The sequence below is a fragment of the Cytophagaceae bacterium ABcell3 genome, assembly GCA_030913385.1.
GTDB lineage: Bacteria > Bacteroidota > Bacteroidia > Cytophagales > Cytophagaceae > ABcell3.
Genome location: CP133159.1, coordinates 24,379 through 43,162 on the forward strand (window position 1 = coordinate 24,379; position 18,784 = coordinate 43,162).

General features: G+C 38.9%; 21 protein-coding genes. 9 read left to right on the top strand and 12 right to left on the bottom strand.

Annotated elements, in window-relative coordinates:
• Positions 1–9 precede the first annotated feature (9 nt).
• From RCC89_00130 to RCC89_00140, 3 genes are read left to right on the top strand one after another with little or no spacing between them, the layout of a single operon-like run.
• Entirely contained in the window at positions 10–369 is a 360-nt protein-coding gene (locus RCC89_00130; GenBank protein ID WMJ71583.1) for a phage holin family protein, read from the top strand.
• Positions 370–378: 9 nt separating this feature from the next.
• Positions 379–801 (top strand): hypothetical protein, encoded by a 423-nt coding sequence (locus RCC89_00135; GenBank protein ID WMJ71584.1) that lies wholly within the window; start codon positions 379–381, stop codon positions 799–801.
• Positions 785–1,546 (top strand): geranylgeranylglyceryl/heptaprenylglyceryl phosphate synthase, encoded by a 762-nt coding sequence (locus RCC89_00140; GenBank protein ID WMJ71585.1) that lies wholly within the window; start codon positions 785–787, stop codon positions 1,544–1,546. The genes RCC89_00135 and RCC89_00140 overlap by 17 nt, the downstream gene beginning before the upstream one ends.
• On the opposite strand, the gene RCC89_00145 is transcribed toward RCC89_00140, so the two are convergent.
• From RCC89_00145 to panC, 7 genes are all read right to left on the bottom strand, one after another.
• Positions 1,529–2,452, bottom strand: a complete 924-nt coding sequence (locus RCC89_00145; protein ID WMJ71586.1) for an AraC family transcriptional regulator — start codon at positions 2,450–2,452, stop codon at positions 1,529–1,531. The two genes, RCC89_00140 and RCC89_00145, sit on opposite strands and share 18 nt — an antisense overlap.
• A gap of 185 nt (positions 2,453–2,637) precedes the next feature.
• Positions 2,638–3,780 carry an acyl-CoA dehydrogenase gene (locus tag RCC89_00150; protein ID WMJ71587.1) on the bottom strand — a complete coding sequence of 381 codons (1,143 nt, stop codon included), beginning with the start codon at positions 3,778–3,780 and terminating at the stop codon, positions 2,638–2,640.
• An 87-nt stretch (positions 3,781–3,867) separates the two neighbouring features.
• On the bottom strand, positions 3,868–4,554 hold the full coding sequence (locus tag RCC89_00155) for a zinc metallopeptidase (GenBank protein ID WMJ71588.1): 687 nt from the start codon (positions 4,552–4,554) through the stop codon (positions 3,868–3,870).
• A gap of 5 nt (positions 4,555–4,559) precedes the next feature.
• Positions 4,560–5,036, bottom strand: a complete 477-nt coding sequence (rfaE2, locus tag RCC89_00160) for a D-glycero-beta-D-manno-heptose 1-phosphate adenylyltransferase (GenBank protein ID WMJ71589.1) — start codon at positions 5,034–5,036, stop codon at positions 4,560–4,562.
• Positions 5,033–6,046, bottom strand: coding sequence for a lysylphosphatidylglycerol synthase transmembrane domain-containing protein (locus RCC89_00165; protein ID WMJ71590.1), 1,014 nt, complete (start codon positions 6,044–6,046; stop codon positions 5,033–5,035). The genes rfaE2 and RCC89_00165 overlap by 4 nt, the downstream gene beginning before the upstream one ends.
• Positions 6,047–6,059: 13 nt before the next feature.
• Positions 6,060–6,410, bottom strand: coding sequence for an aspartate 1-decarboxylase (locus tag RCC89_00170; GenBank protein WMJ71591.1), 351 nt, complete (start codon positions 6,408–6,410; stop codon positions 6,060–6,062).
• A 35-nt stretch (positions 6,411–6,445) separates the two neighbouring features.
• The gene (panC, locus tag RCC89_00175; protein WMJ71592.1) at positions 6,446–7,291 is read right to left on the bottom strand and encodes a pantoate--beta-alanine ligase; all 846 of its coding nucleotides are present in this window, start codon (positions 7,289–7,291) and stop codon (positions 6,446–6,448) included.
• A gap of 123 nt (positions 7,292–7,414) precedes the next feature.
• Here panC and RCC89_00180 point away from each other — a divergent pair, with 123 nt between their 5' ends.
• The gene (locus tag RCC89_00180; GenBank protein ID WMJ71593.1) at positions 7,415–8,215 is read left to right on the top strand and encodes a glycogen/starch synthase; all 801 of its coding nucleotides are present in this window, start codon (positions 7,415–7,417) and stop codon (positions 8,213–8,215) included.
• A gap of 155 nt (positions 8,216–8,370) precedes the next feature.
• On the top strand, positions 8,371–10,209 hold the full coding sequence (gene glmS / locus RCC89_00185) for a glutamine--fructose-6-phosphate transaminase (isomerizing) (protein ID WMJ71594.1): 1,839 nt from the start codon (positions 8,371–8,373) through the stop codon (positions 10,207–10,209).
• Between the two features lie 231 nt (positions 10,210–10,440).
• On the opposite strand, the gene RCC89_00190 is transcribed toward glmS, so the two are convergent.
• The 3 genes from RCC89_00190 to RCC89_00200 form a co-directional block, all read right to left on the bottom strand.
• Entirely contained in the window at positions 10,441–11,001 is a 561-nt protein-coding gene (locus RCC89_00190) for a DUF2062 domain-containing protein (protein WMJ71595.1), read from the bottom strand.
• A 202-nt stretch (positions 11,002–11,203) separates the two neighbouring features.
• Positions 11,204–12,427, bottom strand: a complete 1,224-nt coding sequence (locus tag RCC89_00195; protein WMJ71596.1) for a porin — start codon at positions 12,425–12,427, stop codon at positions 11,204–11,206.
• 122 nt (positions 12,428–12,549) lie between these two features.
• Positions 12,550–13,191, bottom strand: coding sequence for a sugar transferase (locus RCC89_00200; GenBank protein WMJ71597.1), 642 nt, complete (start codon positions 13,189–13,191; stop codon positions 12,550–12,552).
• A 52-nt stretch (positions 13,192–13,243) separates the two neighbouring features.
• Here RCC89_00200 and ispE point away from each other — a divergent pair, with 52 nt between their 5' ends.
• Positions 13,244–14,107: a 4-(cytidine 5'-diphospho)-2-C-methyl-D-erythritol kinase gene (ispE, locus tag RCC89_00205; protein ID WMJ71598.1), complete on the top strand. Its 864-nt coding sequence runs from the start codon at positions 13,244–13,246 to the stop codon at positions 14,105–14,107.
• 5 nt (positions 14,108–14,112) lie between these two features.
• On the opposite strand, the gene RCC89_00210 is transcribed toward ispE, so the two are convergent.
• Positions 14,113–14,520: an EVE domain-containing protein gene (locus RCC89_00210; protein ID WMJ71599.1), complete on the bottom strand. Its 408-nt coding sequence runs from the start codon at positions 14,518–14,520 to the stop codon at positions 14,113–14,115.
• A 130-nt stretch (positions 14,521–14,650) separates the two neighbouring features.
• On the opposite strand from RCC89_00210, the gene polX reads away from it, so the two are divergent.
• Positions 14,651–16,354, top strand: a complete 1,704-nt coding sequence (gene polX, locus RCC89_00215) for a DNA polymerase/3'-5' exonuclease PolX (protein WMJ71600.1) — start codon at positions 14,651–14,653, stop codon at positions 16,352–16,354.
• A 10-nt stretch (positions 16,355–16,364) separates the two neighbouring features.
• Positions 16,365–17,333, top strand: coding sequence for a glycosyltransferase family 9 protein (locus RCC89_00220; GenBank protein ID WMJ71601.1), 969 nt, complete (start codon positions 16,365–16,367; stop codon positions 17,331–17,333).
• 321 nt (positions 17,334–17,654) lie between these two features.
• Here RCC89_00220 and RCC89_00225 read toward each other — a convergent pair whose 3' ends face one another.
• Positions 17,655–17,846 carry a cold shock domain-containing protein gene (locus RCC89_00225; protein WMJ71602.1) on the bottom strand — a complete coding sequence of 64 codons (192 nt, stop codon included), beginning with the start codon at positions 17,844–17,846 and terminating at the stop codon, positions 17,655–17,657.
• Positions 17,847–17,989: 143 nt separating this feature from the next.
• Between RCC89_00225 and RCC89_00230 the strand changes: the two genes are divergently transcribed.
• Entirely contained in the window at positions 17,990–18,769 is a 780-nt protein-coding gene (locus RCC89_00230; GenBank protein ID WMJ71603.1) for a porin family protein, read from the top strand.
• Positions 18,770–18,784 lie beyond the last annotated feature (15 nt).

Below are 18,784 nucleotides of genomic sequence, written 5' to 3' on the forward strand. Positions count from 1 at the left end.
GTTCATACAATGGAGAACCGCTTTTTTAAAATGTTTGGAGTAGAAAGCCTATTTGAAAACCTAAAAGGGTATATAGATGCAAGAATCCAGTTAATAAAGCTTGAGATACAGGAAAAAACGGCGCACATAATTACCATTATTGCCATTGCCGCCTTGCTGTTTTTTGCATTTTTCATGACTATTATTTTTCTTAGTATAGCACTAGGAGGGTTTTTAAATGAGGTTTTAAACAGCATGTTCTTGGGACACCTCATTGTAGGAGCTATCTATCTAGTAGCATCTATTGCACTGGCCATCAATATAAAAAGCGGATTTCTTAACAAAAAAATTCACCAAGCTGTAGCAGCAATTTTTAATCCCAAAAAATAAGGTATAAAGATGCAAGACAATACACTTGAACTAGAAGAGCAAAAAAAGTACCTGGACAGACAGACTAAACTTTATGAAATTGCCCTTAAAGATGATTTGGGAGAGCTTAAAGAAGACATAAAGAGGAAAGGGACTAAAGCGTTGTTATTAGGCGGCATAGCCCTTGCAGGTCTATTAATTTTCAGAAAACTTTCACGCAAGAAAGAAAAGCCTGGGCAAATAAAGAAAAAAGTTTTTTATCCTGACCCAGAAACACAAATGGTTGTGCATCAACCTAAGCAGGAGTCCCCGATTTTATCCATGATCAAAGAGCATATAGCTTTATTTTTGATAGGAATCATTAAAGAAAAAATTGCAGCATATATACGTGATGCAGAATTAAAGTATATTGCCAATACAACCAAGAACCCCAAAGATGAAAATCTACAATAAGATTGTTAACAGTAAAGTACTTAACAAAAAATCATTTGCTGTACTTTTAGACCCTGACAAGTTGACAACTTCTGAATGCATTAAATTGGTCAACAAAAGTCAAGAAGCTGTTATCGATTACTTTTTCATTGGCGGGAGCCTTATCACCCGAAAGAACTTTAATGACATTATCAAAGTAGTAAAAGACCACTCTGACATACCAGTGGTTATCTTTCCTGGCAGTAATTTACAAATAGACGAAAATGCCGACGCCATACTTCTATTATCGCTCATATCAGGACGAAACCCCGAATTCCTTATCGGCCAACATGTGATAGCCGCCCCACTTCTTAAAGAAAGTGGCATAGAAGTAGTGCCGACCGGCTATATGCTTGTTGACTGCGGAAAACCTACTACCGTAAGCTACATAAGCAATACCACCCCTATTCCTCATGACAAGCCCTCTGTAGCATCATGTACCGCATTAGCAGGAGAAATGCTTGGGATGAGACTCACGTATCTGGATGGAGGAAGTGGGGCAAAGGAGCCTATATCTCCAGAAATGATTGCGATGACACGAAAAACAGTCAATACACCGATCATTGTGGGGGGCGGCATCGATACAAAAGAAAAAGCCGCAGCTGCATTAAAAGCAGGTGCGGACATAATAGTTGTTGGAAATGCAATTGAAAGTAATCCTGATTTTCTAAACGAGGTGTCTGAAACTGTAAAGTTCCAGAACTTACCATCAGATATTCATCAATGATTCTCTTCTTCTCATTTTACCAGCAGGTATTCCAAACATCATTTTAAACCTACGGCAAAAGTAAGCTGTATCTTTATAGCCGACATCACGACCTATCTCCCTAATGCTTTTCTTAGAAGTTCTCAACAAGTTAACGGCCATTTCCATTCGCTGATACTCGATATAGTCTTGCGGGTTAATGCCGGTAAGCATTTTAAAGTACTGCCCTACATAATCTTCTGAAACATTAGCTACGCCTGCTAACACTTTGTTTGAGAGGTCGCCACCCAAATTTTCTTTAATAAAGGCAAATATATCAATCAGACGAGGGTCTTTAAAATAAGTACTATTCGTGGCTAATTGCTCAACAAAAAGACGATTTTCCAGAATATAACGAATGACCTCTATAACAATTTGCTCCGTATAAAGCTTGATCAAACGCTCTTTTCCAGGCATGTCGCAAAGGTCTTCTTTTACAATATCAATAATGGCCTCGGAGAGTACGCTGCGACCAGGAATCACAAATGGAGGAATGTCAAGAGAAGCAAAGAAGTTTACAGAGTCAAAAACTTTCGCTTCAAATGTAATATAGGAAAAAGCATTTTCTCCTACACCTATACATTCGGGTTCATTGTTAGAAACAAAATATTTGTCTCTATGATTAAGCATCTCCTCATTTGTCAATCTGGCAGGATTGATTTTACCATAAGTAACAGCAGTCATTTTTCCACCAGGAATAAATAATATATCCCCTTCTGCTACTCTTTGCTTATCTTCCCCATGAGCTAAATCACCTTTATGGAGCAACATAATGGTGTTACCTACATCGTAGAAATTTTCTACTGTTACCGGCTGAAGAATATTTATATTCTTGGCCTTAATAAACCTTACTCCTAGTGATTCGATAATTTTGTTGTACTCTTCCATAGTAAAATCTTGCCAGTTGATTCAACAAATAAGAAAAAAAATATAACAATATTTAAAAATTGAACTTAATCATGATTTGTACAAATCTAATACAAACAAACTAATAAATCAATTAAAACATAAATTTTTAACAAATCAATTATATTAAATTAATAACCTCCACATTGTCCACTAAAGAACAAATATTAATTTTTAAATAATTCCCGGGAAATTACAATTTTTTGTATCTCAGATGTCCCTTCATATATCTGCGTAATCTTAGCGTCACGCATCAGTCTTTCGACATGATATTCCTTTACATAACCATATCCACCATGAATTTGTACTGCTTCTACCGTTACATCCATCGCTACTTTAGAAGCAAATACTTTGGCCATGGCCGATGCTTTTGAGTAATCCTCATTGTTGTCCTTTAACACAGCAGATTTCAGACAAAGAAGTCTGGCTGCGTCTATATTTGTAGCCATATCTGCCAATTTAAATTGTATGGCTTGGTGATTAATAATCTCTTGGCCAAAGGCCTTCCGCTCTTTTGCGTACTCCAAAGAAAGCTCATAAGCGCCCGAAGCAATACCTAGCGCTTGCGAGGCAATCCCGATACGGCCTCCATTAAGGGTAGACATGGCAAAATAAAAACCCGACCCATCTTCTCCTATTCTATTCTCTTTTGGCACTTTCACATTGTTAAACATAAGTGAATGTGTGTCAGAAGCCCTTATCCCAAGCTTACTCTCCTTTTTGCCAACTTCAAACCCCTCCATCCCTTTTTCAACTATTAATACATTAATACCTTTATGCTTCTTTTCAGGATATGTTTGTGCCACTACCAAATACACAGAAGCAGAGTTGCCATTGGTAATCCAATTTTTGGTGCCATTCAACAAGTAGTGGTCACCTTTATCTTCAGCAGTAGTTTTTTGCGATGTAGCATCAGATCCAGCTTCGGGTTCGGATAAACAAAAAGCGCCCAAAATTTCTCCACTGGCTAAACGGGGAAGATACTTTTTCTTTTGCTCTTCGGTACCATATTTTTCGATACCCCAACATACTAAAGAATTATTTACGGACATGCACACAGAAACAGAAGCATCGATTTTAGAAATTTCTTCCATGGCCAACACATAGGACACCGTGTCCATTCCACCGCCCCCGTACTCCGGGCTCACCATCATTCCTAAAAAACCTAACTGCCCAAGCTTTTTAATTTGCTCTGTAGGAAACTGCTGTAGTTCATCCCGCTCTATTACACCAGGCAAAAGCTCTGTACGAGCAAAGTCCCGGGCTGCAGCTTGTACAGCTAATTGTTCTTCTGTAAATTGAAAATCCATAAGCTATCAAAAAAAAAGGATTCCCCATAAGGTGTTTCTCGCTATTAAAGCTAAACACAAGGGAACCCTTAATGTTGGAAAAAAACCTTAATCTCTTCTACCAAGAAGAAGTGACACGTAGTATAACAATGTAGCCAAAGAACCTAAAGCCGCCACTACATAAGTCATAGCTGCCCATCTTAGCGCATCTTTTGACATTTCATGCTCCTGACTGGTCACCACCCCTCTATTGTGAATCCATGCCAAAGCTCTTTTGCTAGCATCAAACTCTACAGGCAGTGTGATAAAACTAAATAATGTAGTGATTCCAAATAACACCACCCCTGCGGCAAGCACTGTTGGATTTCCTGTATTGTAAAGCAACAATATACCACCTAAGATAACCCATTGCATATAGCGCGATGCCACGCTCACTACAGGCACAATGGCCGAACGGAATTTTAAAAACGCATAAGCCCTAGCGTGTTGGATGGCGTGGCCGCATTCGTGTGCCGCAACAGCCGCCGCAGCAGCATTCCTTCCATAATACACTTCTTGGCTCAAGTTGACTGTTTTATCCGTAGGATTATAATGGTCTGTCAGCTTTCCTTCTACGGACAATACCTGAACGTCAAAAATGCCATTGTCGTGAAGCATCTGTTCAGCAATCTCTTTACCGCTTAAATTAGACCTCAATGAAGTCTGGCTGTATTTAGCAAACTTTCTTTTTAGTATTCCACTAACCGCCAAACTGACGATCATGAATACACCAGCAATTACATAATAACCTAACATCGTTTTTAGAACTTTTTAATTTTGTTAATAATGTTGGTTGTTGAATATCCATTTATGAGAGGGACAGTGAGCACCTCTCCACCATTTTCTACAACAATTTCCCTGCCAATTATTTTATCTATGGTATAATCATCACCTTTTGCTAAAATGTCAGGCTTAATGGCTTTGATAAGGTTATAGGGCGTTTCTTCACCAAATAAAATAACGGCATCTACACACGCCAAAGACGCCATCACTCTGGCACGACAAACTTCATCTTGTACAGGACGCTGAGGCCCCTTGACAGTACTGATTGAACGGTCGGTGTTTAAGCCAAGAATTAGCTTATGCCCAAGATTTCTTGTCTTTTCCAGATAATCAACATGACCAAGGTGAAGGATATCAAAGCAACCATTGGTAAAAACTATTTTACCCTCCTTTCTCCATACATCAAGAAAGGGTTGAATAGTTTCAATGGTCTTAATTTTATCGGCGGTCTTCAAGCTACAACGGTTTTAGCGGTAATGTTAGGTTTATTATTTTTCCGGCCTTTAAAAAGTGTAATGACAAAACAGATTCCACCTACTATAAGAATCAATAACAACTGAGAAGTGTGGACGACAAAAGCGTAAGCAAGGCCATCTTCCTTGGCAATTCCATAAAAAAGCAGTAACGCGGCACTGACCATTTCATGAAAAACACCTATGCCTCCTTGAACAGGAGCTGACATGCCAATCCCCCCTATTACCAGTATCATCATTCCAGCCACTATTCCAAGGTGTGCAGTTTCTTCCATTGAGAAAAAAACCAAATACGACATAAGATAATAAAGTGTCCAAATGATAACTGTATGAAGGATAAAACCACCTCTCTTTTTAATTTTGGAGATGCTCACTACGCCTTCCCATACACCTTTCAGAAAAACAAAAAGCTTGTTTAAGTAAGGATTCTTTAAAAGAACGGTACGCAGGTTATAAATAATTATGAGTGCAATCAAGCCAAAAAGCGCAAGGCCAGAAAGGATATAGTAAGCCGATTCGCCAGGCGCCACATGTTCCACAAAAAACGCCCCAAACTTATCGATCTCCATCAAAAAAGCAAGGCTCAGCAAAACAATCAAGCACAGCAAATCAAAAGCACGCTCGGCGACCACGGTGCCAAAAGATGCATTGAAAGGTATTTTATCGGTTTTGGTAAGCACCACGCACCTTGAGACCTCACCCATCCTAGGCAGCACAAGATTCGCAAAATAACCCGTCATAACAGCGAGAAAGGTGTTGCCCGTAGAAGGTTTATAATTAATCGGTTCAAGCAGCAACCGCCACCTGTATGCCCTGCTGACGTGACTCAGCAATGAAGCACACAAAGCCAATGCCACCCACTTGAAATCAGCAGCCAAGATTTTCCCCATCATACTGCTGATGTCTACCTGCCCGAGCACATACCAAAAAATACCTATAGCCAGTACAAAAGACAGGCTATATTTTATAATATTATTTACACTAGAAGCCATGACTTACAAACTTCTAATGTGTGAGCTTATTGTTCTGATCGGGAAATAACAGATAAGGCTTCCATTTCTTGGCATCATCAATATTCATCAATGCATAAGAAATAACGATAACGATATCCCCCACCTGCACCTTTCTGGCAGCTGGGCCGTTTAGACAAACTACCCCAGAACTTCGAGGCCCTGTAATTACATAAGTTTCAAACCGTTCGCCATTGTTGATATTGACAATCTGAACTTTTTCATTTTCAATAATACCAGCGGCGTCCATCAGATCCTCGTCGATAGTGATACTACCTACATAATGAAGTTCTGCCTGAGTTACTTTTACTCTGTGGATTTTGGATTTAAGTACCTGAATTTGCATGAATTGCTTACAAAGAGGTTTTTTGAATTACAAAATTAAGAAATAATGATAACATTATCTATAAGTCTAATACCGTCGAGCCATGCAGCAACACATAACGCTATTCGATTATGTTCTTTAACACACTTTACCGGCCGAAGAGTTTCCGCATCTGCTATTTCAAAATACTCAAGTGTAAACTCAGGTTTTTGATCAAACAAGTTCCGAACAGTATTGCAAACGCTATCCACCTCCGTTTCTTTCAGCAATTTTTCTGCCAGACACAGCGTCTCATAAATAAAAGGTGCTTGAGACCGGCCCTTCTGGCTCAACCTCCGATTTCTGGAGGACATAGCCAGTCCATCCTCTTCCCTGGCTACAGGACACACCACAAGTTCAATAGGAAAGGCGAGTTCGTTGATAAGTTGCCTGATAATGGTAACCTGTTGCAAATCTTTTTGTCCAAAATAAGCTTTATCAGGTTGGCAAATATTAAACAGCTTGCTAACCACAAGCGCTACACCACTAAAATGTCCATCCCGAAACTTTCCTTCCATGATTTTATCCAAATAACCGAAGTTAAAAGTCATTAAAGGCTTTACAGGATAAATTTCCTCAACAGAAGGTAGAAAAACAGCATGGCAACCTATAGTACGAAGCATCTCCAAGTCTTCCTCTTCAGTGCGTGGGTACTTCAAGAGGTCTTCTTTATTATTAAATTGAGCAGGGTTAACAAAAATACTACCTATGGTAACAGCGTTTTCGTTAAGAGAATGTAAAAAAAGAGATTCATGACCTTGGTGGAGCGCCCCCATAGTAGGCACAAAACCAATCGTTGCGGACTTTTTCTTTTGACCGGCAACATACTCCCTCAGCCCCTTCATCTCCCGGAATATTAACATAAAGAAAGGTTTTTAAAGGGCTAATTAAGTTTATAAAAACATAAAAACCTTGAAAAATGAGATTTTTTTTTATATTTTTGCATAACCTTAAAAATTTGTAAGGATTATCAAACCTCCGCATATATGTCAAAATTACGAATTCTTTATGTAGCAAGCGAAATCTATCCATTCCTAAAAACCTCATCTGTAGCAAGTCTGGTTGGCAAACTTCCTCAGGCAATGCAGGAAAAAGGTATGGAAATCCGTATCCTTGTCCCGAGGTTCGGTTTGATCAATGAAAGAAAAAACAGGTTACATGAAGTTGTAAGACTGTCAGGAATTAACATTACTGTCGGAGAAGAAGAAAAACCGCTTATCATTAAAGTTGCATCCATACCTAATGCAAAACTACAGGTTTACTTCATTGACAATGAAGACTACTTTCAGAGAAAACATGTTTTTGTTGACAAAGACAACAAGTTCTACCCTGACAATGACGAGAGAGCCATATTTTTCTGCAAGGGTGTATTAGAAACGGTAAAAAAATTAGGATGGGCACCTGATATTGTTCACTGTAACGACTGGATGACCAGCTTAATACCTTTATATTTAAAGACTAGATATAAAAACGATCCAGTATTCAAGAATGCCAAATCTGTTTACTCTGTTTTCAATACAGCATTTAACCACAAGTTTTCCAACGACATTTTTGAAAAAATCAAAATGATGGACATAGAAGATTCTATGCTCTCTCACCTTGAAAGTGCCGATTTTGAAGGATTTGTGAAAATTGGCGTTGAGTATGCTGACGCAGTTATTAGATCTGAAGACAGCTACAGTGAAAACCTAACCAAGTTTTTCGAAAATACCGACAAGAAAATCTGCTGCGTCGATAAGGACAATGCAGAAGGCTACTACGAAGTCTACAACGAACTTTTCGATTAAATAAAAAGGGGGATTTTATCCCCCTTTTTATTTTTTTATTCCCCTTCTTTATCCAAAATCCCTTATATTTCGTTTATTAATAAGCCTTCAATTAAAGTATTATTACTACTTTCAACTTTTGAAGCGTATGGTAACTGACTAAACATAAAACAACTATGTGTGGAATTGTAGCATATATTGGAGAGAAAGAAGCAGCGCCTATTGTACTTAAAGGACTGAAAAGACTTGAATACAGAGGGTATGACAGTGCGGGCATAGCTCTACTTAACGATGATCTTAAAGTATATAAAAAAAAGGGAAGGGTTAAAGATTTAGAAGAGGAAATTGCAGGAAAAGACCTTCACTCGACCATAGGCATGGGGCATACCCGTTGGGCAACTCATGGAGAACCTAACGATATAAATGCCCACCCACATTTTTCAGCTAATAAAGGATTGGCTATTGTTCATAACGGTATCATTGAGAACTATGGCTCTTTGAAGATGGACCTTATAAAAAGAGGTCACAAATTTCTGAGCGATACAGACTCTGAAGTTATGATCCACTTTATAGAGGACATCCAGGACAATAACGATTGTACTTTAGAGGAGGCTGTAAGAATAGCTTTATCAAAAATAGTGGGGGCATATGCCATAGTGATTCTTTCTAAAGAATGCCCTGGACAGATAATTGCCGCCAAAAAAGGCAGTCCACTAGTAATTGGCGTTGGAGACCAAGGTGAGTTTTTCCTGGCCTCAGATGCAACCCCTATTATTGAATATACAGACAAGGTTGTTTACATGAACGACCTTGAAGTAGCTGTCATAAAAAATGGAGAGCTTTCAATCAAAAACTTGGAGGACACTCCTAAGACTCCATACATCCAAAAGCTAGATATGGAGCTTGACTCCATAGAAAAAAGCGGCTATGAACACTTTATGCTTAAAGAGATCATGGAGCAGCCTAGTTCCATACAAGATTGCATGCGTGGGCGCATCAATTCCGATGAACTTTCTCTGACATTAGGTGGACTAAGGCAGCATGTAAACAAGCTAGTCAATTCAGACAGAATTATTATCGTCGCTTGCGGAACATCATGGCACGCAGGGCTCGTAGCAGAATACCTTTTTGAAGACCTTGCCAGGATACCGGTGGAGGTTGAGTATGCATCAGAGTTCAGGTACAGAAACCCCGTAATCAAGGAAGGCGATGTTGTTATTGCCATCAGCCAATCAGGCGAAACTGCCGACACCCTTGCAGCCATAGAGCTTGCCAAGTCAAAGGGCGCTTTGATCTTAGGTGTTTGTAATGTGGTGGGTTCTTCTATAGCCAGGCTTACACACGAAGGAGCATACCTGCACGCTGGACCGGAGATTGGCGTAGCCAGTACCAAAGCTTTTACCGCTCAGGTGACCGTACTTTCCATGATGGCCATTATAACCGGATACAAGAAAGGCGTGCTTTCAGAAAACAGGTATAGAGAGCTACTGGTTGAGCTAGAAAAAATACCTTCCAAAATAGAAAAAGCCTTAGAGGCAAACGAACAGATCAAGTATATTTCTGATATTTTTAAAGATGCTAAAAACTTCCTTTACCTAGGTCGTGGCTACAACTTTCCTGTAGCTTTAGAGGGCGCTTTAAAGCTAAAAGAAATTTCATATATTCATGCAGAGGGGTACCCTGCCGCAGAAATGAAACATGGCCCCATAGCACTTATAGATGCTGAAATGCCAGTGCTTGTAATAGCCACCAAAGACAACTCTTACGAAAAAATTGTATCAAATATACAAGAGGTAAAAGCCAGAAAAGGTAGGGTCATTGCCATTGTAACAGAAGGCGACAAACTAATCCCGGAGATGGCTGAGTTTACTATAGAGGTGCCGACAACCAATGAAATTTTCATGCCGTTGCTTTCTGTCATTCCGCTCCAACTACTGTCTTACCATGTTGCTGTTATGAGAGGCTGCAATGTGGACCAACCTAGAAACTTGGCAAAGTCGGTAACGGTAGAGTAGTTTGCTTTAAGTCTATAAAGTAAAAGGGGCAGTCCATTTTTATAAACGGACAGCCCTTTTTCTGTTATAACCCTTTTGCACCACAACCATAAGTGAATAAGTGGTACAACAATTGTAAAAGCCGCAATAACTGTATAAGAAGAGAGCATTAAATACTGAAAACATATCAGGCAAAAATAAAAAATCCTGCTTTATAGGCAGGATCAGCTTATACTAATAGTGTGAAAATGTTTACACCCCTTCTTGAATAGGCTTGCTCAAAAGAACATCCTTTTTCTTTAAAACATCTACCACTTTATAAATCACAAAATAACTAATAACCGCTAAGGTAATAGCAAGAATAAAGTTTCCAAACAAATACTCTTGAGCAAACACCGAAACCTTTTGCAATAAAGAAGCTCCTTCATGGTGTGCTAGGTCAGGATGAATGAGTGTGCCTAGTTTATAACTAAAAAAGTGAATAGGCGACAACAACAGTGGATTCCACACCGCAAAAGAAAATAAAATAGATGGTTTATTGATTCTCCTAAATATATAGGCAAGGGAAATAGCAATGAAGATCCCAAAACCAGGGGTAGGAAGTATGGCTATAAAACTTCCCAAGCCAAAACCAAAAGCCAAATCATGATTTGACACCTCGCTATTCCTTATTTTCTGGAAATAGTCTTTAATATTATCCCTGAAAGCCCTGAAGCTCAAATTCTTTAGCCAGGACTTTTCACCCATTTGACCGTTACGCATTTTCTCTGTTCCGTCTTTCAGATTGTTATTACTAATAATATAACTACTCAAAATGTTAAAATGATTATAAGTTTTCAGGAAATTAAAGCATGCGCTTCACCATATCTTAAAATCCTAACCAACGTTATAAGAAAAAAGTGCCAGCTGGTGTTGTAGACACTGCACTTCCGTAAGGCCGTCCAAACTTATATCTTTATATTATTAACGGAAAAATGCTACCAAATATATAAATTATTTTTGAATATGAAAATAATTAAAAGTTTACTTGAAGCTGAAGTCTTAAAAGACTGCCCGCTTGCCTGTTGATTGGCCGTAGGGCATCCTCAAAAGTACGGTCTGAAAAAGTATACATAGCCACTAGTTCGACAAATGGGTTTGGCTGCCATTCAAAGCCAATTTCCTGTTCATTGACAACATAGCTTCTGGCGTCAAGCTCGTGCTTTTTACCGCCATCAAAATAATGCCACCTAGCAAAAGGTATAAATAAAGACCCACCCGATCTGATAAAATAAGAAACCTGCACATAGCCACCATGCAGCCGGCCTTGTTCTATAGACATTGTCTCGGGATTAAAGCGTGGCCCTGTTCCTATATTATATTCTGCTTGAATACCTAACGGTTGTGGATATACAATAAAACTTGCTGCAGCACGCTGATCTAGGAATTCAGAAGGGCTGTTTTCTTGTGTAATTTCTGATCTAGACGGAAGTACATAAAAACCTCTATATGCCTGTATACCCGGCTCTATAATTTGCCCCCCTGGAAGAAGAAAAGGATAAGAAATACGTCCTACAACATGCTTATTTCTGTTTAGTTCAGGACTATTGGCCAATTGACCATTGTAAACACCAAGCCCTAGCACCCCATAGTCGCCACTTCCTTTAAGGCCAGAGCTCACAAGCCATGACAAACGCTTTCTGATATGCTGAGGCGCATAGTAAAAAAACACACCCATATCACGTTCATTGGCTACAGCACTGTTAATACCATCGTGTCTATCAAGCGGTATCCTGTTTTGGCTAGACTGAAGGTTTTCAAAACCGAAAGGAACCTTACTCTGCCCTACCCTAAAGCGAAACTCTTTCTTTTTATCTAAACTGAGATCAAAATAGGCATCACGGATTTGAGCAAAGTGAAGTCGACCAGAGGCAGGAGAACTGGCAAAGTCAGGCTGGATATAAACATATACTCGCTCATGGACATTACCATAAAAAACCAAACGAATCCGTCTAAAGAAAAACTCAGGATCACCGCCCCAAGACCGGTCGCATTGCGCACACTCAAGATCAGGGTTTGTTTGGATCAGCCCATTATACCTCAACTGTGCATATCCTCGGATATTTAATGATTCATACCATTTTTTTACTGGGGCTGTGGCCTTAGTAGAGGAACTATCGTCCTCTACTACATTTGCGCTGGCGGCAAAAACTACAAAAAGTAAAAACAAAGAAACCCTAAGTCCTTTCAATAATTCCATCAGAAACTGTTTTATTTTTCCGATGGCAAAGTAAGGACACCAATATTATCCCAACATTACACCAATGTTAAGAAATTGTTAAGTATAAAAATAGGCTGACGCAAAAGGCAGGCTTTGGCAACTTATATATCAACACACTCATTTTTATGCGAAGCAACAGAATGCTTAACCTTATTGCCCTGAAATTTTTCCATTGTATATGCTTCTCCGGCATTGATACCTTCTGGCTTAAATATCTGTTTTACAGTATAAACAATAATTTTTAGATCAAGAAAAAAAGACACCCTATCCACATACTCATTGTCAAATTTAAACTTTTCTTCCCAAGAAATACTGTTCCTCCCGGACACCTGTGCCAAACCTGTGATACCGGGTTTGACATCGTGTCTACGCATTTGCCAAGCATTATAAAGAAGGAGATATTCTTTTAACAATGGACGAGGGCCAATCAAACTTAACTCACCCTTAACAATATTTATTAGCTGAGGCAGCTCATCCAAAGAGTATTTCCGAAGAAATTTCCCCACATAGGTAATCCTTTGAACATCTCCAGAAAGTTCGTCTGCACCATCCTTCATGGTACAAAACTTTATCAACTTAAAGATTTTCCCTTTATACCCAGGCCGCTCTTGAATAAAGAAAACCCGCCTATTGTTGGTAAAATAAAGACATAAAGCTATTCCCGCCAATATTGGAGCCAGCAAAACCAGCAGCAAAATAGCAGAACAAAAATCAAATAACGGCTTTATGTAACTGATATACATTGAAGTTTAAGCACTAATTAAATAATGTAAACACAAATGATGATTTACATTAATGACTTTTAGGTATTTTTCAGATAAATTTACAACTTATAATAACGTAATTTTTCCGATGATCACATTTCCCAATGCAAAAATTAATGTTGGACTTTTTGTAACCGAAAAGAGACCTGACGGTTTTCACAATTTGGAGACATGTTTTTACCCCATCCCTTTGCACGATACACTGGAAATTTTGCTGGCACCAACTTTCAAATTTTCCACATCAGGCATCCCTGTAGAAGGCCCTGAGACGCAGAACTTATGTGTTAAAGCTTATCAGCTACTAAACGAAGCGTACAGTTTACCACCTGTCCATATTCACCTTCACAAAGTTATACCTATGGGTGCAGGGTTAGGCGGAGGGTCATCCGACGCTGCCTTTACCATTAAACTGCTAAATGACATTTTCGACCTGAACCTCACAACTGCTAAGATGGAGGAGTTTGCAGGAAAGCTAGGCAGCGACTGTCCTTTTTTTATTCGCAACAAACCAGTGTTGGCAACGGGAAAAGGAACTGCTTTCGCCCCGACTACTTTTTCTCTCCATGGAAAATTCCTGCTTCTCGTATACCCAGACGTACATATATCCACAGCCCAGGCCTATGCGGCCGTAAAGCCAGCACCACCCAAAATAAAGCTGGAACAACTACTTGCCCCTACTCCTAACTGGATTGAAATCGTAAACGATTTTGAACAATCAGTTTTATCATCAAACCCTCGGTTGGCACAACTGAAAGATACACTCATTGAGACAAACCCCATTTATGCATCAATGAGCGGGAGCGGATCTACATTTTACGCCATTTACAATGAGAAACCTCAGAACGTCCCACAATTCCCTGACAATTATTATTCAGAAATCATGCAACTAAGTTAAAAGAACTACTCTTCCGAGATAGAGAGTATGATATCAAATTCTTCTTTTTTCAGAGGCATAACAGAAAGACGGGATTGCCGGATAAGGGCAATATCACTAAGTCTATCATCCTGCTTGATCCTTTCCAAAGTAACGGGCTTTTTCAACTCCTGCACAGGCGCAACATCCACAACCACCCATTTTGGGTCTTCCGTAGTCGGATCTTGGTAGTGTTCTTTAACAACTTTGGCAACACCCACTACCTCTTTCCCAACATTGCTATGATAGAAAAGCACTAAATCTCCTTCTTTCATAGCCTTTAAGTTATTACGGGCCTGATAGTTCCTCACTCCATCCCAATAAGTCACTTTATCTTCCAGCAACTGGCTAAAAGGATACTTAAAAGGCTCTGACTTTACCAACCAATAATTCATATACTGCAATTTTTAGCTAAATTAAAGACTTATTTTTTTAAAACAAGTATGATTATTTACATCTAATACTTGTTCATACTATTGGAGAATATATAAATTGTTAATTTTACAGTAATAAAACTTTTCTGCATTGGACAACAAAGATATAATAAAAGTAATAAAGCTAGCGGCTTCTATCATGGAGCTGCACAATGAAAACCCGTTTAAAATAAGGCAGTACCAAAGCCTAGTTTTTAAACTGGAAAAAGCCAACAATAGCCTCAGCCTGCTGTCAGAGGAAGAAATTGCCGCTACAGAAGGCATAGGTAAAAATATGGCTGCAAAGATTAAAGCCATATCAGAGACCGGTAGTTTCCCAGAGTTGTCAACGCTTTTGGAAGAAACCCCTAAAGGCCTCCTCGATATTATGAACCTAAAAGGTCTAGGCCCTAAAAAAATTCGGGTTTTATGGCAAGAGCTTAACATTACCAATACAGAAGAGCTCCGGAAGGCATGCGAGGAAAGCCAAGTGGCAAAGCTTAAAGGTTTTGGGGCAAAGACCCAAGACACCATCAAGCAAGGACTCGCGTTTCTTGAGCAGCAAAAAGATAAGTTTCTCTATGCAGAGGTAGAAGAGCTAGCCTACTCACTAGAAAAGCTTATTAAAGAATCTCCATACGCAGAGAATGCTTGCCTGGCTGGCGATATACGGCGTAAAATGGAAATTGTCCATAATTTGCAAATACTGGTAGCCTGTACCGAATTTCAAGCCATGCACTCCTTTCTTGACTCCCTAGAAGGCATCAAAAAAGATGTAGCCGCATCAGCCCCGTTTGCCTGGAGAGGAAAACATGAGTCAGGACTTAATATTGAAGTTAAAATGTACCCCCCTGCTGAGTTTGGAGGAAGGTTGTATATACATTCGGCCAGTAAAGAACACCTAATTCAGGAAGTAAGCCCTGGGAAGAACTTCATAAGTATAGTCAATGAGCATAAGTTCAAAACGGAAAGTGATCTGCTGGCACATTTAGAACTTCCCAACATTGACCCAGAATACCGTGAAGGTTTTGATGAAATTTCTTTATGCAAAGAAGGAAAAGCCCCTTGCTTGGTAACTTATGAAGACCTCAAAGGCATACTTCACAACCATACCACATACAGCGACGGAGTTCATTCATTGGAAGAGATGGCCGCTTACTGCAAAAATCTTGGATTTGAGTATTTAGGGATATCAGACCATTCAAAAACTGCTTATTATGCAGGAGGGTTAACAGAAGAGGATATTTTAAAGCAACATGCGGAGATTGATGAGCTGAACAAGAAATTAACTCCATTTAAGATCTTTAAAGGCATAGAGTCTGATATTTTGAACGATGGTGCACTCGATTATGAAGATTCGGTGTTGGCTTCATTTGATTTCATTGTTGCTTCGGTTCATGCAAACCTTAAGATGACAGAAGAAAAAGCGACACAGAGGCTGATTACTGCCATTGAAAATCCTTATACAACCATCCTAGGTCATGCAACTGGCAGGTTATTGCTTAGAAGAGAAGGGTACCCTATAGATCATAAAAAAGTAATTGATGCCTGTGCCGCAAATAATGTGGTCATAGAAATTAACGCCAACCCTAGGCGGTTAGACATGGATTGGAGATGGATCAGGTATGCCATTAGTAAAAATGTGATGATCAGCATCAATCCAGATGCCCATAAAACAGAAGGGTATCACGATATGAAATACGGTGTATATATGGGAAGAAAAGCTGGACTCACCAAAGAAATGACTTTCAATGCACTTTCCCTGAGCGAAATAGAAAAATTCTTTGCCCAACGCAAAAAAGCTGTAGGAGTATAACAAAGTAAAAATGCCCAAAATTTTAATCATAAGGTTTTCATCCATTGGAGATATAGTACTTACCACCCCCGTTATCAGAAATCTACGAAAGCAGATTGGCGATATAGAACTACACTATTGTACCCAAAAAAGCTTTCGTTCAATAATAGAACACAATCCCTACCTGCACAAAGTCCATTATTTGGACAATAACATGGGAAACCTGATTGAAGCATTAAAAAAAGAGGAATATGACTATGTTATAGATCTTCACAATAACTTAAGAACGGCCCAAATAAAACTTAAATTAAGAACCAAAGCCTTTAGTTTTAATAAACTAAACATACAAAAGTGGCTCTATGTTAATTTCAAGATCAACAAAATGCCTGATCTACACATTGTAGACAGGTATATGGAAACCGTAGAACCCTTGAATGTTTACAATGACTATCTGGGCTTGGACTATTTTATTCCTTCGGCAGATGAAGTTAAAAAAGAGTCACTACCTGAGAGTCACCAAAACGGATTTGTTGCTTTTGCCATAGGCGCACAGCATTATACCAAAAGGTTACCGGAGGAGAAAATTATAGAGTTTTGCGAAAAAATTAATAAACCATTGGTACTTCTTGGAGGAAAAGAAGATAAGGCAGTAGGGGATAAAATAGAAAAACACTTTAAAACCAACAAAAGCAACATAATTTACAACGCCTGTGGCAAGTATAATCTAAACCAATCTGCGTCTCTGGTAAAACAAGCTTCACTGGTTTTTTCTCATGACACAGGGCTTATGCATATAGCGGCTGCATTTAAAAAAGAGATTTATAGCATATGGGGAAATACGACACCATCATTGGGTATGTATCCTTATTTAACAAAATTTCATATTATAGAAAACAATGATCTTTCTTGTCGGCCATGTTCAAAAATTGGGTACAGTCGCTGTCCAAAAAAACACTTCAAATGCATGAGGGACTTAAAACCTGCATTTGAAATCCACTAAAAAACAGAAGCCCGAGTTTCCCCGGGCGCTCTGATATTAATAACCTTAACTATGATTGTTCCCGACAATCATTATTATAACGCTGGGAGCAATAAAATAATTCTATATATTTCATTTTTTTCTCATATTAACCCTGAAATATGCTTCAGAACTTTCTATTGTTTATATCAGGTTAAAAATCGCAATGCATTCGTAGCTACAAAGCATGCCTTGTGGCTACGCAACTATGCAGCATCGAAATAACCCTTTTCGTCTATAGGTCATAAAGTTTTTAAATATTAGCAAATCAACTTTTAGGGCGTTTGTTACCACGCACTAAAGCTAGACCTTCTGCACATTTACAGCATTTTGCCTTTTTTTTCCTTCCACTATTTCAAAAGAAACTTTATCATTTTGGGCAACTTTCTCTTTTAATCCCGTTGCATGGATAAATATTTCTTGATTAGTGTGATCCTCTCTAATAAAACCAAACCCTTTAGTTTCATCAAAGAATTTAATAGTACCTGTATTCATCGTATTAATAATTATTACCTAACCTACGAAATAATACTGTAGCCTAACCAATAAACCACATTAAAAATTTTATTAAACTATTTTCACCAAAATCGTATATAGTACCAGTTACATTTCAATATTTTGAAACCTCAAAACAATCAATGAATAAATCTATATGCATCTTGTTTGCCATGTTATGCACTTCCATTCACTGTATGGCTCAAGATTATCTGACTATAGGAGCAAGGGCTGGATTAAATATTGCCTGGCAAAATGGCTACGAAACATGGGTGTCAGACAATAATTTTAGGACTAGGGTGAACAACCAGAATATTTTAGGCCCATCCTTTGGAGCGCATGCAAGCTACGAGTTAAAATACTGGTTGGCAGTGCAAACAGAGATAAACTTCTTAAGGCTAGGCGGAGGCGTTGTAACCACGCTACATGATGATGATTTAGGCTTTGAAGATAGCCGTCTATACGACGAAGGAATGATGTTCAGAACAAACCACTTACAAATGCCTTTTCTAATCAAGTTTATAACAGGCGAAGAGAAGCTAGGGGCATTTTTCAACCTAGGCCCCTATGTTGGATATAGGTTTTCCGGAAACACCAGGACAGCATTAACAAACTATGAAACAGGAGACATTGAAGGCTGGCAACAGGCAAGCCTAGACTATGATGGGTTAAGAAGGTTTGACGCTGGATTTGTAATAGGTGGCGGCTTTATGAAACCCTTAGGAAAAGGAGATATATTTACTGAAGTCAGGTACACCCACAGCTTTTCAGATATGTTCGACATAGGAGAAGCGCCTAAAGGTTACAGAGGAATTAGCAACCGTGCCATTACCATTAGTTTTGGCTATATGTATCCTTTAGGAAAAATGGGATGGATAAAGGAGAAAATAGACGAAAATGATGTTGCACCGGAAGGGTCCTAGGCTATTGTATTTTAA